General features: G+C 58.2%; 10 protein-coding genes and 3 pseudogenes. 6 read left to right on the forward strand and 7 right to left on the reverse strand.

All coding sequences use genetic code 11. The annotated features are described in order from the left end of the window. Positions 1-285: 285 nt before the first annotated feature. From ABIB73_RS36140 to ABIB73_RS36160, 5 genes and pseudogenes are all read right to left on the reverse strand, one after another. A pseudogene (locus ABIB73_RS36140) lies at positions 286-1,488 on the reverse strand (amidase); the annotation flags it as partial. A gap of 979 nt (positions 1,489-2,467) precedes the next feature. Next, positions 2,468-3,559, reverse strand: coding sequence for a C45 family autoproteolytic acyltransferase/hydrolase (locus ABIB73_RS36145; RefSeq protein WP_354232073.1), 1,092 nt, complete (start codon positions 3,557-3,559; stop codon positions 2,468-2,470). 440 nt (positions 3,560-3,999) lie between these two features. Continuing rightward, positions 4,000-4,686 (reverse strand): hypothetical protein, encoded by a 687-nt coding sequence (locus tag ABIB73_RS36150; RefSeq protein ID WP_354232075.1) that lies wholly within the window; start codon positions 4,684-4,686, stop codon positions 4,000-4,002. A gap of 1,005 nt (positions 4,687-5,691) precedes the next feature. Beyond that, positions 5,692-6,801 (reverse strand): annotated as a pseudogene (locus ABIB73_RS36155) (IS110 family RNA-guided transposase). A gap of 626 nt (positions 6,802-7,427) precedes the next feature. Further along, positions 7,428-9,083 carry a class I adenylate-forming enzyme family protein gene (locus ABIB73_RS36160; RefSeq protein WP_354232077.1) on the reverse strand — a complete coding sequence of 552 codons (1,656 nt, stop codon included), beginning with the start codon at positions 9,081-9,083 and terminating at the stop codon, positions 7,428-7,430. 961 nt (positions 9,084-10,044) lie between these two features. Between ABIB73_RS36160 and ABIB73_RS36165 the strand changes: the two genes are divergently transcribed. Both ABIB73_RS36165 and ABIB73_RS36170 read left to right on the forward strand, forming a co-directional pair. Next, the gene (locus tag ABIB73_RS36165) at positions 10,045-10,413 is read left to right on the forward strand and encodes an Ldh family oxidoreductase (protein WP_354232079.1); all 369 of its coding nucleotides are present in this window, start codon (positions 10,045-10,047) and stop codon (positions 10,411-10,413) included. Continuing rightward, positions 10,406-10,774: an Ldh family oxidoreductase gene (locus ABIB73_RS36170; RefSeq protein ID WP_354232081.1), complete on the forward strand. Its 369-nt coding sequence runs from the start codon at positions 10,406-10,408 to the stop codon at positions 10,772-10,774. Before ABIB73_RS36165 ends, ABIB73_RS36170 begins: the two co-directional genes overlap by 8 nt. Here ABIB73_RS36170 and ABIB73_RS36175 read toward each other — a convergent pair. After that, complete coding sequence (locus tag ABIB73_RS36175) at positions 10,708-11,100, reverse strand: hypothetical protein (RefSeq protein WP_354232102.1); 393 nt, start codon at positions 11,098-11,100, stop codon at positions 10,708-10,710. The genes ABIB73_RS36170 and ABIB73_RS36175 overlap by 67 nt on opposite strands. Between ABIB73_RS36175 and ABIB73_RS36180 the strand changes: the two genes are divergently transcribed. Beyond that, a complete protein-coding gene (locus ABIB73_RS36180) occupies positions 11,099-12,295 on the forward strand; it encodes a pyridoxal phosphate-dependent aminotransferase (RefSeq protein ID WP_354232083.1) in 1,197 nt (398 codons plus the stop codon). The two genes, ABIB73_RS36175 and ABIB73_RS36180, sit on opposite strands and share 2 nt — an antisense overlap. A gap of 450 nt (positions 12,296-12,745) precedes the next feature. Here ABIB73_RS36180 and ABIB73_RS36185 read toward each other — a convergent pair. Then, positions 12,746-12,984, reverse strand: a pseudogene (locus ABIB73_RS36185) (IS110 family RNA-guided transposase); the annotation flags it as partial. Positions 12,985-13,349: 365 nt separating this feature from the next. Between ABIB73_RS36185 and tnpA the strand changes: the two are divergent. The 3 genes from tnpA to tnpC all read left to right on the forward strand — a co-directional run. Further along, the gene (tnpA, locus tag ABIB73_RS36190; protein WP_354232085.1) at positions 13,350-13,772 is read left to right on the forward strand and encodes an IS66-like element accessory protein TnpA; all 423 of its coding nucleotides are present in this window, start codon (positions 13,350-13,352) and stop codon (positions 13,770-13,772) included. Beyond that, positions 13,766-14,119, forward strand: coding sequence for an IS66 family insertion sequence element accessory protein TnpB (tnpB, locus tag ABIB73_RS36195; RefSeq protein ID WP_354232087.1), 354 nt, complete (start codon positions 13,766-13,768; stop codon positions 14,117-14,119). Before tnpA ends, tnpB begins: the two co-directional genes overlap by 7 nt. A gap of 52 nt (positions 14,120-14,171) precedes the next feature. Further along, positions 14,172-15,440: IS66 family transposase (gene tnpC / locus ABIB73_RS36200; protein WP_354232100.1), on the forward strand; the 1,269-nt coding region annotated here is incomplete at its 3' end.

Genomic DNA, 15,440 nt, shown 5'->3' on the forward strand with positions numbered 1-15,440 from the left:
AGGAATGGTAGTACTTGGGATGATTGCGCTCTCTGTGTAGCGAGATCGCCTACGTCGCCAGCGAGGCTCACCGGGGACCGCAAAGCCGATCGCCAGTTGGCTCTTGCCCAGGGGGGTTGTGCGTCTTGCTTTCGGCCGCACCGCTGTCGGTACCTATCCGGTGAATGTCATTTCGATTTGCGTATCGAAACCGTCACGCCTGATACTGGATTTCGATCAGCCGGTTGACAATCGGAAGGCGCACCGAGGCAGAGACCGAGAAGGCCACGATCGCTGTGACAGCCCTCACGTTGGTGCCCTTGGGTCGATGGGTGTATTTTCCCGCACGCCCAAAATATCCTCCAGCATTTTGGCGCCAGCAGGAGCTGGCCCTCAGCGCGAGGCGCGGCGACCATCTGCAACCCGACCGGCAGGCCAGAGCTGGTGAAGCCGCAGGGCAGAGATAGCGCTGGACAACACGCCAGTGTGATTGCACAGGCGATCGCGACCCAATCCACATAGTGCTTGAACCTCTTGCCGTCGCATTCTGTGACGTAACGGTCTTGCACCGCGAACGGCTCGACGATGGTTGCGGGTGACAAGAGCAGGTCGTATTTCTTAAAAAAGTCCACAGCACGCGCAGCCATCGCTGCGCGCTGCGCCTCGGCGAGCTCGATCTGCTCGACCGTAAGTTTCAGCCCTTCCTCGATGTTCCAAATAACGTCGCCTATCAGCAGATCGCGATTGCTGCGCAACACAGCCGCTTTACTGACCGCGAAATCGAATGCGCGGAGCACGTGGAAGCACTCATGAGTTTCGCGAAAATCGGGATGAGCCTCTTCGACGATTGCGCCCACTTCTGCAAACCGGGCGGCCGCCTGCGCGTGATCGCCGCAACTTGCGGGTCGACGGGCGTGATGCCGAAATCGGGGGAATAAGCAACTCGCTTTGGCTTTTTGCCAGAGCGCGCCGTCGAAAGGAAGGACTTAGTCAGCTTAGGGAGTGATAACGGGTCGCCTGGATGCTCGCCGCTCATTGCATCCAACATCAAGGCAACATCTTCGACGTTGCGTGCCATCGGTTCCGGCATACCGAGATTGCGGTCGATCTTGAATTTCGGTGTATGTGCCACCCGCCCAATGCTGGGCCGCAGGCCTACCACGCTGCAGAAGTTTGCCGGATTTCGTAACGACCCCCATATCCGAGCCATGCGCAAGCCAGGCCATGCCTGTGGCAAGGGCGACCGCAGGTCCACCGGACGATCCGGCGGCAGAGCGCAACGGGTTCCAGGGGTTGAGCGTTGGCCCGAATATCTCGTTGACGGTGTTGGCGCCGGCCCCGAACTCTGGCGTATTCGACCGAGCATGGATGACTGCGCCATTCTCTTCGAAGGCGCTCGACGAGGATATCCGACCGAGCGGGGACGTTATTGCTGGCAGGCCGCCTCATCAGCGCCCGAGCGTTCTTGCGCGCGCGATCGAAACATAGGATTGGTAGCGCGTTCAGTCGCCGTTTCTCAACTTTTGTCGGATCAATTTCTGCACATCAAAACTCCAGTTTGTTCCGCCGTCCATCGACTGATGGACGACCGAGTTGCGAGAGCGACGAAGGACGCAGAAATACTGGCGAGCGGCTCGGCCAGCGGGGCATTCCCGGCTGGATACCGAAGCGGAGCCTCGCTCGCGCGTTCCGTTTGAACGCGTCCGGTCCTGAATGACAAAAGCCCTTTGCCCGCATAGCCAGTACACTCGCCTTCAAAATTGCGCGAAAGCTGTGCCTACGACGACCCGCTCGATCAATCGTTCGCAAGCGGCGCTCGAATCGGCGGTCAGCTGGGCATCTCATGAAGCACCACATCCGCGAAGTACCGGCCGGGGCGCGCATACATTCGGTTAATTTTAAGGATTTGGCGCAGAACATCACTTCCAGTCCGACGCCGGCGAAATTTAGCTTACTTGGGATTGCGTTGGCGATCACTGGCAAATGCACGCCGGATCGCGAATTTAGGCGGCATTGTCTTCTACGTCTCTCATCGAATCGACATCGAGCCAGCCGGAATGCCCGCCAGGCAAATGCGTCTGAACATCGTGATCCAGACTATGCACAAACGCTGACCAGCTGCGAGACCCTGCCGGTCATGACTTCGAATTTTTCGTTAGTCGGGCTCAGAATGCGAGGATTCCGCACCAACGCTCCGCTCTGCAATCCTCTCGTCGAGAGCGATCGTAGCCGCTTCACACCTTAAGCAAGCATTGATGAGCGTCGACGGCCGAAGGAGGATACTGCAGCCAACGTGGCGGTGACCGCCACCGCGCTCCTGAGCCGGATCGAGCCGCAACCGACTGGTATTGTCAGTTGCGGTCCCACTCGAGTCCGCAGAAAGAGCCGCAAGGGCATTGCGTGCTCTCGGGAATTTGTGTCAAGCACGGTATGCGCCCCTTCCCTCCCGGCCACATGCCAGACGAGGGCTAGTCGAAAAGCTTCTTGGTTAAGTCGTAAACTCAAACCGCTGTAGCGGCGCGCCGCACGGCGGCCCGTCGGTGGCAAACAGCGTAAGCCGCTGCAGATCCAAAATGACTGCCGCTAGAGTACTATTTGGCCAAGAACCCTCAGCAGGATGACAGCAAATCGATGCCGGATAGGAAAAGTGGTCTTTTAGACCTGCCAAAATGTGATCGACATCGATGGCCCCGAGCTTTGAGCGGAGGTGGCGGGCGAACCTGCGGGATCGAAATGGGCTATCGGGTACAAAGCGCTCCCATTCTGAAGCGATAACTCCTCCAGGCTCGAAGTGATTTGCGTGAGTGATTATTCCACGCTTGGGATAAAGATACCGTTTGGCGTTAGGAGAGGTTTCAATGCTGATCACTTCACCCTCGGCGTGACCGATCAGATAATTCATAGAGATGCTACGGTCCGTGTTGATAATGACGCTTATGGCACGATCGAATGTTCGTGCTTCGAGAATGGAGCGGGATCTCAGCTTAAACGGTGCGGTCATCCGGCCCCTGCCATCAATGGCCGTGAGCATGCTATTGCAGACCAAACCAATACCTACTTCATTTAGACCGGCGGTAGGACCCACGCAGCCAGCTTCGAAAATTCCGAGCCAAGATACCGTCTTGCCTCTCGGCATCTTTCCGACAAACAAAGTGCCACAAATAGCCGCCTGCCCATCGATTGTTTGCGCGAGCATTGCCGTGCCCTGCGCAGTCGCGTCAGGCATCAATCCAGCAGAAGTGCAGCCATCGAGAACCAAGTTTGACAAATCAACAGCTCGCCGAGCCATCAGACGAAGCCAAATTTCGTGCCGAATGTTGAGCATCGTGAGTGTTTCCACAGGCCGATTGGCCGCTTCGGCGACGCCCCGCAGTTCGTCAACGTACTCCGGCGATAGCTTCTCCAGAAAGGAAAGCCAAGACTCCGCTTCGGATTGGACGGTCTTCTGATCGGTGCCGTATGCACAAAACCGCTTTAGATAGAATTCCGCATTTTCTGCGATTTCCGACCGCATTATCTCCCCATGTTGCCTTCCGCGCTCGCGAGGCGCTCCAGCGAAGCTAATGAACTTCAAACTCATGGTTCAACTCCCAAGATTAGCGGATGTGAGGCCACCCGCTGCGATTTCTCCGCCGTGAGCGGCTTTGTGCGCGCACCTTACCGGCGACAATCCACTTAACTGAGTGCGCCTATCGTGTCTTACCTAGGAGGCTGGACGAGCATGCGCGCAGCTTCAGTGACCTCCATTCCCACTGCATCAGCCGGAATCGCAGCAGCATGATCCCGTAGCTTGCTCCTGGACATCAGATCAGCTGACGTTTTGTCGCTTCGATGTCATCACGCTTAGCGCGGCGGCCACACCTGTACGTATCCGACATTGGACTCGGCATGAGCGGGCTGTGCATCAGCCAGAAGGGACAGATCGAGTGGCACTAAATTAAGTAGACGCGAGGGTGCTCATGACGCGAGAAACGATCGACAGCCCTCCCGTCTTGACCACAACAACAATGAAGGCATGGCTCACGCGCTTCTGTTATGACGATCGATTTGCTCTATCATCTCCTCGCCGGTTCTCCAGAAAAGCCAATCGTCATCTTCAATACCCTCGCCCACTAGCCGCAGTATCGACCCACCCGGTTCGCAGTGCGGACAATCATACACCCGCCGATCGACTGTCCACCTTGCCGCAAGTGCACACGTAAAATCAGGCGTCCACATCGCGAGAGATGCACCGAGTAATATCCCTGTTGTGACCGCTGCCATACCCTGCCCCCTGAAATCTTTTCGCACCCAAAAGTCACCGTGGTAGGCAACTTTCCCGGTGATCTCTCCGGCGCTTGGTGCCTTGCAGATACAAGAGTCCTGTGGATGTGCATGTTTGGTCGGGTCTGCGTAGAAGAACCTGAGAGATTGAAGGTGTTCTGCAAGGTTGCCCTCGTAGAGATTATATAGTCGCGCAGCCGTCACAAGGGCTACCTCATTGTTCTTGTCGAAGCCGACGACCCAATATCCTTCGCCTGGCTTAATCGGTGAGCGATCGGGTCGAAAAACCGGAGAGGTCTTTCCTTTTGTCGGAGTTGCCTCAGTGATAGCTACATATTCATGGAAGTCGAATCCAATTGAAAGCTTAATGCCTTTCCGAAAAGCAGCTTGCTCATGCCGCTGAAGGAAGCGTGACACCTCTAACGGATTGACTGAGTTTTTCATGGTAGATCTTCCTGTTTTCGCCCGCCTTCATCGCCTGTCTGGCCGCTAGCAGCTCTTGTATTGCTCCCGATGCGTGAGGGAACCTACTAAGATCAGCAGTATCCAGGGCGATAAAAAACATTTCGTGCTGGCGCTGCCCGAAGTATTCGCGCCGTGAGTGCCTCAGTCGGTGAATACGCCCGATCGGAGAGAGCGCAAGCTGGTGGGAGGCATAGGTCGTTTGCGATCCATCTCGCTGGAAAGCCGAATCGAAAGCCTTGGTTGGAAATCCTTACCTAGGTCGACCGCGCTCCGCTCAAGTTGCGACCAATCTACTTGCCCGCGCGTTCAGTCCACTGGGCCAGCTCTCCATACCGGCGCCCCCCGATAAGGATTGCGGCATGTATATGCATCCCTGCATGAGTCGGCGACAGTTATTGCTGCCACGGCGCTTTCTCCTCTCTTCCGTGCCGCCCAGGACTTTCGTCTCTCGGCCGCCAACGCCTTTCTATGGCGGCCATCGACGTGTGTCGGACCGCGGACGCTCGGCGGCCATGTCGAGCGGTTCGACGAAGGCAGCGTGGCTCGCGTCGCTCAAACAGTTATCGAGATTGGCACTAACCAAATTGCCAACGCATCGCGTGCATCCATTGGCTGGCCGATGCCCGGGCCAATCTGTCGCCGCTCCCCATTCCATTCGCCTTCACTAGCCCGGCAGACAATGGCTTGTTTCCCGTGCCTCATGGACACGCCCGCGCCGCCGACAAACGCATCACGTGTCTTCGATCTTCGGCCAGCGGAACTGTTCATAGAGATGGTCGTGCAGGGGTGGAGGCGGAACCGAAGGACGTCAGTGATCAAGCTCTGATGCGCGGATTGGCTACCGCATTCCCGATTGTGCGTCCGAGGTCAGCTCCTATCTTACTGCGGGCGTCGGCGTTGTTGCCGGCCACAAAGCGTCTGACGGGCATTCCCTCTGCCATGGTCCCGCCTCCGCCCATGCACGATGATGAGGAGGGCGTCCAATCAGGCTGTCTGCACTAGCCTGGCAACCGCCCACATGAAGCCGACCAGTTCACGGGCGATAGCGGTGCAGACCACCGTCGTTCGCTTGCCGCCCGCAGCCAGCTTCCGGTAGGGGGCCGTCAAGCGGCTCTGCGCCTTCCAAGCAATCTCTCGCACTGCTGGCGATGCCTGCTCGAGCCGGTATAGCTTTGTGTTGCCGATCTTCGGCGAGTGTCGATATGTCCAGGCGCTCTCGACCAACATGTGGCGAACACGGCCGTTGCCGGCCTTCGTGATGCCGCCAGGCCTGACGGACTCTCCCGTAGATCGTTCGCTTGGCACCAGGCCGAGATAACCCATAAGTTGCCGTGGGCTCTCAAAACGGCTCACGTCACCAACCTCGGTCGCGAACGTCACCGCGACGATCAGATCGACGCCTCGCAACGTTTGAAGCGCCCGCACGAGCGGCTCCAGAGACCAGGCCGAGACGAACTCTTCGATCGTGCGCTCGAGCCGATCGACCCGATCCCTGGCGACGCGAACTGCTTCGACCATTTCTTGTAGCGCGATCTGATGTGCGGGGTGATCGAACTGCTGTTCCTGGAGCCAACGCAAATAGCGCATCGTCCAGCCCTTCTTGCGGGGATAGGTGCGGCCATGCTTGAGCATGAAGGCGCTGACCTGCTGCCGGTGGATCCGCAGCGTCTCAACCGCTGCCGATCGGACGCGAACGAGGTGCGCATCGCTTCGTGACCTTCATCGGGAACCCACACGGCCGTCAACTCGCCGGCGCGTATTAGCCGCGCGAGAGAAAACGGCGTCCCGGCGGTTCGTCTTCACACGATCGCCCGGCTTCCTTGGAATCAGCGATGGCGCCACCACCGTACATTGGTGGCCGAGTGACCGGATCGGGCGATAAAGACCATACCCGGTCGGGCCACCTTCGTAACAGAAATGTGCACAGCCAAACCGGCTCGCGATCCGCCCTATGACGCGGCGCATGTTGCTCGCTGAAGCATCGACCTCACCGAAGAAACGAACCTCTCCCTCCCGGCCTGCGTCCGCAATCGCGACCGCGTTTCTCAGCTTGGCCACATCGATTCCGACGACTGCTTCCTTATAATCTGCCACGGCTCGTCCTCCTGTGATGAGGATCGGCTCGGTTCGCCCGAGCAACCCTCGGACGCGCAGTGTAGGCGAGCCACCTCACCGGCAGAGGCGGACATACGGTCTTAGAACAGAGCGCCAGCTATCCAGAAGGGACGATACGACCAAGGCGATGAACTACCCTGTGAATGTCGAACAACGCCGCCGGACGCGAGCTACGGGCCGTCCGGGTGGCCAGAAAGAAATTGGACACTCGCCGGCTCGGATGAGGCAGCGTGCCGCCGCGATCTACACCCTCATCGCCACAGCCGAGCTGAGCGACATCGATCCAGGCTTGGCTGGCTGACGTGCTGGCAACATCAGCCCGCCTGCCGGCATTCCGCCAAGCGCATTAACGAACTGAACTCCTTGTTTGGAAGGCGCCTTCAGAGCATTTCTCGCGCTGCCTCAGCGCAATCCGCTCTCCGTCCAAAGCGACCTTACAACGGGCCCTCGTCGGATGCGTGCATTCGTTGCAGGCCGAGCGATGGCACGCCAGTTCGCTCAAGGCGCAGACCCCTATTAGGGCTCTAAATCCATTCAGGATAGATGTTCACGTCTGTCTCGAACGAACCTGAAACCCCGGGCGAAAACTCCGTTGCCAGCCGACTTCAGCGCCAGCGCTTCTCCTCACAGTCGTAGGTGCCGGCAAGTGGATCGCTGATGGCCATCAGCTCGCGTTTTAGCACCTTATTGCTGGAAGTGGTTCTAGGAAGCGCCGGAGTAAAGGTGATGTACCGAGGTATCTTGAAGGCGGCAAGGCGAGTGCGAGCATGCTCGAGAATGCGTTCCACCGGCAGATCGCCTGATCTGAGACCCGCTTTCAGCTCGACCCAAATCTTGACCTCCTCGCCGCATTTGGAATCGTGAACGGGTACAGCTGCGACATCCTCGATCTCAGGAATCTCGCGAATGACAGCCTCCACTTCGCGCGCAGCGATGTTGTCGCCGCCCGCGCGTCGGATCATGTCCTTCGTGCGTCCAACCAACCAATAAAACCCTAACTCATCACGACGTAGCAGGTCCCCCGTTTTGAACCAACCGCTTTCGAACGAGGCGGCATTCGCTTCTTGCCGATTCCAATAGCCCTTAAATATCCCACGACCACTTACCCACAGCTCCCCGATTTCGCCGATCTGGGCGGGTGTGCCATCAACACGCATCAGTTTCAGGCTGCGGAACGGAGCACGGATACCAACTGAGCCGGAATCAGCCATCTCGTCAAATTCCTTCGGCATCTGTGTGCCCAACCAGATTTCCGTCATCCCATAAGCATCCTGTGTTCGCACCCGAAATCGCTTCCGGAACTTGCGTACGGTATCAGGATTCCAACCCCAATTGAGCGTCTGCTTCAGGGTTGTTGTCCCATCTTCGTTTGCGGCCTCGACTTGACGCGCGACGCGCTCAGAAAACACACACCACTCGATGTGGTGCTGCTTGATCCAATCTAGGAGGCGTGTCTGGTCGCATGACGAAGCGAGATATAGTGTACCGCCCTGTCGATACGACTTTAGAAAATACTGTTTTGTATCGCCATAGGTGAAAGTTTGCGTGGACAGATACCTCTGATACGGCTCTGCGTCTGCGCACGTAGCCTGGTACGAGCTCACGCCCCAGTAGTCGTGGGTCAACATGCAGCCCTTCGGAAAGCCCGTTGTTCCCGAGGTGTATTCAATGTTCAACAGGTCGTCGGGCCGGACATCCTCCTCCACTACAGAGTCGTCTGCCCCATTGAGCAATTCATCTAGCGTGGTAGCAGCCCCGTCTGGCCGCCCAACGAGAATTGCTCGATCCTTTTTAAGGTGTTGCGGCCAAGGCTCTATGGCCAAGAATGCGGACCATACGGACTCGTCTACGATGGCGAACTCGGCCTGTGTATCATGGAGAACGTACTCAATTTCCCTTGAGGTATACCTCATATCTATCGGGACCATCACCGCACCGAGCTTGGCAATCGCGAACCACAGGATCGGGAATTCGATCCGATTTGGCAGCATCACCCCGATTCGGTCGGCTTTTTGTACGCCGAATGAACGCAGCGCATGTGCATACTTGTTAGATGCCCGGTCTATCTCGGCGTAGGTAGCACGCTCGCCGCGCTCGAAGAAATCGATTGCAATCCTCGGCCCGTGGGTCTTTGCGCGGCTTGAGACCAACTGTCCAATCGTGATGGTCTCGTACACCCTTTCCAGCTCTTCGGTGTTTCGTAAATGGTGTGCGACGCGATCTCTCAGTAGCTCATGAGCTGAATTTGTGGGTGTCATCATTGAAACGTTCCAGTCGAATTTGAGTCTATGAACGGCCAAGCGCGTCTTTGGTCTATTGCAAGAGCACACTAGATGACCGCGCGATCTACAAGATTTACCTTCAGTGTACCTTCTTATCTCGTACATGGCCGATCGTGATGAGTTGCACTGCGGCTGCAGAGATAGAGCTTATTCAAGCCTTGAACACTATCTACTCTAGTAGGTGATTCAGTGATGGGTATTTCAAAATGAGTGCTTCTCGCCCCAGACATCGGCGAGCGACTAATGTGGACCGGAACTACAGGTTTCTGCGAACGATCTGGCGGCGAAATCGACCGGACCGACCGTCTGCGAATACCCATTCTTCACAATCCACGATGAACAGGATGCATCAATCCCGATGGAGAATGCCTCCGACGAACACAAGGGCCGACTTCGAAAAAGAACAGGGCGCGCCATCGGAGGTCGTGCGTGTCGGTCATCCCGTTTGCACAGTTCCTTACAGCCAACAATAGAGTTCAAGAGTCTGAAGCGCAGACTAATGTTGCAATAGACAATTACTCGCCAGGCTTGGCCCAGATCCTCATGCCATTGTGGACTTAAGGACGTCGTTGTTACAAACCCACCAAAACCGGCCGGCCACCTGCTCTGATGAGCCGAGATGCCTAAAGCTCTCCTGCGCCACGGAAATGCGTGTCTCTGAGAGCTAGTCTTGTTCAAGAGCTAGTGTTCACAAGCCATGCGGGCGGCATGCAGTTTGCATCGCGTGCTGCGCCGACCCAGGGTCGGGAAACTGCCTTAATTGGAAGTGTTGATCACTTCAATCGAGAACCTTCGGCTGGAAGCCGAATGAAACGGGGCGCTTCTTCTTCACCCAGATCGTCTCACGCACATTTGTACGTTCTCGTGGAGTCATCGCAATTTTGAGCTATCTCCATAGCATAAAGGCAGGGAATATTGTCCCGGGTGCGAGTGGACGATCGTGCAAGAATGGTCCACCACAGCTGTCACCGGCGGCCGCTGGGGTTTCGGAGTCCGCGCCAATGCCAAGGAAAGTAATGTCGCGGCCTGCACAGTGGTTAACCAAAGCCATGTCGGCCGCCTCACTGCATGTTCAGTGATGCCAGCAAGCGCCGGTATGGTAGGTCTTGCCGCCGCGAATTCCGGTCGCTTACGTAAATATATCGCGCCGTTCGGCGGCGGCGACGCGCGGCTTGGCACCAATCCGATCTTCATTGCAGTGCCACCTAATCTCAACACGTTATTTCTGCTCGATCCGGCGACCTGGCAGTTGCTGCTGGAAAGTTTGGAGCTGGCGATCGCGCGTGGCGAGGCTATTCCCAATGGCTGATCGATGCCGCGACACATCCGCAATCGACCGCCGCAACGGCGGTGTGCTACTGCCGTTTGCCGGCACGGAGGGTTACAAGGACAGCCGCCTCACAGCGATCGCGGGTATATTATGCGGACTGCTGACTGGCCTCGAATTCAAAGTCGAGCCGATCGGGCGGGAGAACTTCGGCTGCTTAGTGGCTGTATTTAACAGGTCGGCATTCTACTCCCTTTGTAAATTCAAGGAAAATGTCGCCGAGTTCGCGCGATACCTGAAAGCGGCTGACCCTCGGACGGCTCATCCGGGCGTGTTCTACCCGGGCGAGACCGGATGGTGCCCGAAAAGGAGCGTACGGCAGAGGGCATTGAAATCGAGATGACGGCTTGGCAGAAGCTGCGCGCGCTCGCGTGCAGCGGAGTTGCAGGCGGCCTGGATCTCACCTGACACATAACGCGTGGGTGGCTGATGATCGAAATTCCGCACAGGCAAAGCGATGAAACAATATGGTGGGAGCTGTGCCATCGCCCAAAGAGGTGGCGCGACCTCGACGTCACCCGCATTCTCAAACAGCAAAAAGGTCCATGTCGCCGTGATGGCGCGCCGCACCGCGTGATGCCATCCGTCTGGTATTCCGCCGACCGCCAAAATTTGCCTCGTGGCTTGCCGGGCCAATAGTTCCACACTCAATAATAGGAATTTCGACATGCGTTACTCATCCCGAGTCGACAGGATAGCCGGTAGGACGTCGAGGGCATGGGACATACATCACATCGCCGTCGAGAAACGCGAGCGCGGCGAACGTATCATCCTGTTGACCGTCGGCAACACCGATTTCCGCAGCCCGGGACCGGCGATCGCCGCTGTAAGGGACGAGCTCGCAGCCGGACGGACCCACTACAGCCCCAGTGCGGGTGGTCGTGCAATCCGCGAGGCGATTGCGCGGCGACATACCCGCAACACTGGCCAGGCAATCGATGCCGACCAGGTCATTACAACGATCGGCGCGCAGAACGCACTGCTCACTGCCGCGCTCTGTCTTGTGGAGCCAGGAGACCAAGTGCTAGTGCCGGAGCCAATGTATACCACTTATCCGGGTACGATTGCCGCAGCCGGCGGCGAGATCATCAGCATCCGCTCGCCGGCGGAAAATCGCTTCCATCCGCTGATCAATGAATTCGAAGCCGCTATCGGTTCGCGGACTCGCGCGATATTTCTAGCTACACCTAATAATCCGACCGGAGCGGTCTATACCAGCGACGAACTTTCGGCCATAGCCGCTGTGTGCCGTCGCCATGATCTCTGGCTGGTTTCCGATGAGGTTTATGGTGAACTTGTTTATGAGGGCAGTCATGTCTCACCTGCTGTCCTGCCCGGCATGGCGGAGCGCACGATCACCATCAGCAGCCTTTCCAAATCCTACGCGATGGCCGGTTGGCGGCTCGGTTGGATGATCGGTCCGCGGGAATTGGTGCATCATGCCGAGCGAGTGGCGCTCTGCGCTACCTACGGCATTCCCACCTTTTTGCAGGAGGCGGGTGTCGCTGCGCTGGAACAGTTTCCGAATGGCCTCCCCGAGCTGCGAGCCGCTTACCGTCGCCGCCGCGACTGGCTTTGCGATTGTATCGAAACGGCTCCGGTCCTTTCCTGCCACCGCCCAGAAGGTGGCATGTTCGTTCTGCTCGATGTGCGCGCCACCGGTCTGTCGGCCTATGACTTTGCCAAGCGCCTCGTCCTCGAAGAGGGCGTCGCTATCCTACCCGCGGATGGATTTGGCGACAGCACAACTGGTCATCTGCGTATCAGTCTCGGTGCTGCTGACGCGGAGATCGAAGAAGCTGGCTTGCGCCTGTCTCGCTTTGCCAAGCAGATGTGCCAGCATATGGTCCTACTAAAGCATTAGACGGTGCTCGTACTTTGCTGCAGTGGCGGTTCTTCAGGCTCGGGATGACGTCCAGAAAGATCGTTAGCTCCTCGACACTCGGCAGCATTGGCTGTAAATCGGCCCCTTAATTGCGGATTGATGTCAATTCTCTTTTTGAAACCATTCGGCAAGACGGTAGCGCTCGGCCCGTCGGAGCGGGTCGAGATTGCACACGCGGGGCGAGCGCGGCTGGTAGATTCTATAGCCAGCTCATAATAGTAGGCCGATAGCTGTCACCTGGTTTCAATGCAACTGTTGTCCGTAGCTGGGGTCGGTCCTTTTCGAGGTCGCGTGCGCCTCATGATGATGTCCGGATCGGGGGCAGCGGAGTGCAGCTGAGCCGCCGACAGCCGATTGACCGAGGTCACCACCGACCACCGTCCAGCGGGACATCGCCAGCCCGGCGGACCGGGCCAGGATCTTGGAAAGTTAGGCCGGTGCGTGGCTCCGGTCGAACGACGTGCCGTCGACCCAGATGCAGTGGAGGATTATAGCGATCTTGCGGGCAATGGCGACCTTTGCCTTTTTCATGCCGACGCGCTTCGCGAGCTTCATGATAGAGAAGACGGTTGCGGCCTCGAACAGGTAGGTTCGGAGAAGCCTGTCACCCCATCGGATATCTTGCCACTGGTGTCAGTTTCACCGTAACCATGCGCTATAGGCCGCAACTGCGCTGATCTATTGATATATCCGGTTAGCGGTTAGATCTCGTCGGACTCTTCGGTCAGCGGCTTCATCATCGCAGCGAGCGCTTGGCGGCGTTTTTCGATGATGCTGGGATTGTCCTTGCGGATTGCGATCAGCTCTTTGTGGTTCTCGATCCCGTCATCTGAACGCCATCACCCCGACTTCGCCGACGCCGACGACCCATAGCTAGCCATCCTCGGTGTCCATTTCTTCGGCGACCTCGAGTAGCCATTCATCGTCTTTACCGAGCATCTCAGCGTAAGCGTGGCGCCGAGGCCCTTCAGATTGTTTGTGCGCAGACTTGAGAGCACCGTTAGAAGAGTCATGTTCGGCAAGGGTGCTCACAATGGACGACCATTCTGACGACATAAGACGACCGTTGTCGTCGCGTATCGAAGTGTATGCTGGTGCAGGTCGAAAGCAGTGGCCGGATGATTTGAAGGCACGGATTGTCGAGGAAAGCCTTGAGCCAGGCGCAGTTGTAACGGATATCGCGCGCCGTCATGGCTGCCGGCCACAGCAGGTTCATGACTGGCGGCGCCGAGCGCGTTTAGGTCAATTGGTGCTGCCGGCTCCGGCGGATACATTATCGTTCGTGCCTTTGGTGTCGGAATCGGCGCCACCAGCGGCCGCGGAGCCCTCGGGATCGCGGGAAGCAGCAGTTGTTACGGTCGAGTTCCAGGGGGCACGAGTGGAGGTGCGCGGAACGCCTGGCCTTTCTGTGTTGAGCGATGTGTTCATGGCACTCCGACGGACACGTTCATGCTGACGCTGTTCGCGAGCCTCACGATTTACGTTGCGACCCAACCTGTGGACTTCCGGAAGGGTGCGGATGGCTTGGCGCTCTTGGCGAAGGAGACGCTGGGCCATGACCCGATGAAGGGGGTGGCGGTGGTCTTCCGTGCAAAGCGCGCCGATCGGGTGAAGATTGTCGTCTGGGATGGCACCGGCCTTGTGATGTACTGGAAGCGGCTCGATGGCCGCGGCTTCAAATGGCCTCCCATCGTGGCCGGCGTGATGCGGATGAATGCCGCGCAGTTGTCCGCGCTTCTGGCCGGCATGGATTGGACGCGCATGCACGCGCCTCGAATCCCGCAGCCGAAATCGCTTGCGTGAAGATATAAAATCTTCGCTGCATCGGGGAGCGAAGCATGGCAGACTCGGGCCAATGAGTGATTTGCCTGACGAGTTGCCGAGCGATCCAGCCGCGCTGCGTGTCTTTGCCGCGGCTCTGCTGGATCGCTGCGCCAAGCTCGAGCGGTTGCTCAAGCTTGCGAAAGATGCGCAGTTCGGTCGATCGTCGGAAAAGTTGGACGCTGATCAGCTTCAGCTTGTTTTGGAGGACATCGAAGAGGCCGTCGCGGCTCTCGAAGCAGCCGAGGATCGCGCTAATCCCAGAACCTGCGAGAAGAGAACTGCCAAGCGCAGGGCCAATCGTGGCAAGCTGCCGGAGCATTTGCCGCGCATCGTCGAAACCTTGCTGCCGGCTGACACCTGTTGCCCGTGCTGCAAGGGCGATCTCGTTGAGATTGGCCGCGATGAGAGTCAAAGGCTCGACGTCGTTCCGGCGCAATACCGAGTGATTGTGACCCGCCGGCCCAAGCTGGCCTGCCGCGCCTGTCATGGCGTCGTCCTCCAGCACGCCGCGCCCGAACGATTGATCAAGGGGGGACTGCCCACCGAGCGGCTGGTCGCGCATGTGATCGATGCCAAGTATCATTGGCATTTGCCGCTTTATCGCCAGGCGCAGATGCTGGCGACCCATGGTATCGCGCTCGACCGCTCCACGCTCGCCTTCTGGGTCGGCTATGCCGCCCAGGAGCTGAAACCCCTGTGGTATCGTCTGCGCGAGATGTTGCTCGCCTCCTCGAAGCTCTGTGTCGACGAGACCCCGGCGCCGGTACTGGATCCGGGGCGCGGCAGGACCAAAACCGGCTACTTCTGGGCGCTATCGCGCGATGACAGGCCTTGGGCCGGACCTGACCCACCTGGCGTGGTTTACGCCTATGCACCGGGCCGTGGGGCCGTTCATGGCTTGAGACTGCTTGAGGGCTATTGCGGCATCATCCATTGCGATGGTTATGAGGCCTACAAGACCATGACCCGAGAGACGCGTGCGGACGCACTGTCTGGGACGCTCGCCTTCTGCTGGTCGCATCTACGACGCCAGTTTGTGAAGATCGAGCGCGAGGCTGCGCCGGCGCCGGCTCCGGTTGCCCGCGAGGCTCTCGAGCGCATCGCCCAGCTTTACGCGGTAGAGAAAGCACTACGCGGCCGATCTGATGCCGAGCGCCGCGCGGGCCGACAAGCGCATGCCCGGCCTCTGGCTGCAGCCTTGAAGCAATGGTTTGAGGCAAAGCTTGATCACCTTGCGCAGAAGAGCGACACGGCGAAGGCTTTGCGTTATGCGCTGCGTCATTGGGACGGCCTGACGCTC

Origin of the sequence: Bradyrhizobium sp. F1.4.3 (assembly GCF_040548375.1) — a bacterium.
In the GTDB taxonomy this organism is placed as follows: Bacteria; Pseudomonadota; Alphaproteobacteria; order Rhizobiales; family Xanthobacteraceae; genus Bradyrhizobium.

What these genes read in the sequence shown, in the direction of transcription:
- ABIB73_RS36150 (WP_354232075.1), bottom strand. Translation starts at nt 4,686, where the DNA reads ATGAAAAACTCAGTCAATCCGTTAGAGGTGTCACGCTTCCTTCAGCGG.
- tnpB (WP_354232087.1), top strand. Translation starts at nt 13,766, where the DNA reads ATGCTGACGCTGTTCGCGAGCCTCACGATTTACGTTGCGACCCAACCT.
- ABIB73_RS36145 (WP_354232073.1), bottom strand. Translation starts at nt 3,559, where the DNA reads ATGAGTTTGAAGTTCATTAGCTTCGCTGGAGCGCCTCGCGAGCGCGGA.
- tnpA (WP_354232085.1), top strand. Translation starts at nt 13,350, where the DNA reads ATGGACGACCATTCTGACGACATAAGACGACCGTTGTCGTCGCGTATC.
- ABIB73_RS36170 (WP_354232081.1), top strand. Translation starts at nt 10,406, where the DNA reads ATGGCTGATCGATGCCGCGACACATCCGCAATCGACCGCCGCAACGGC.
- ABIB73_RS36180 (WP_354232083.1), top strand. Translation starts at nt 11,099, where the DNA reads ATGCGTTACTCATCCCGAGTCGACAGGATAGCCGGTAGGACGTCGAGG.
- ABIB73_RS36175 (WP_354232102.1), bottom strand. Translation starts at nt 11,100, where the DNA reads ATGTCGAAATTCCTATTATTGAGTGTGGAACTATTGGCCCGGCAAGCC.
- ABIB73_RS36160 (WP_354232077.1), bottom strand. Translation starts at nt 9,083, where the DNA reads ATGATGACACCCACAAATTCAGCTCATGAGCTACTGAGAGATCGCGTC.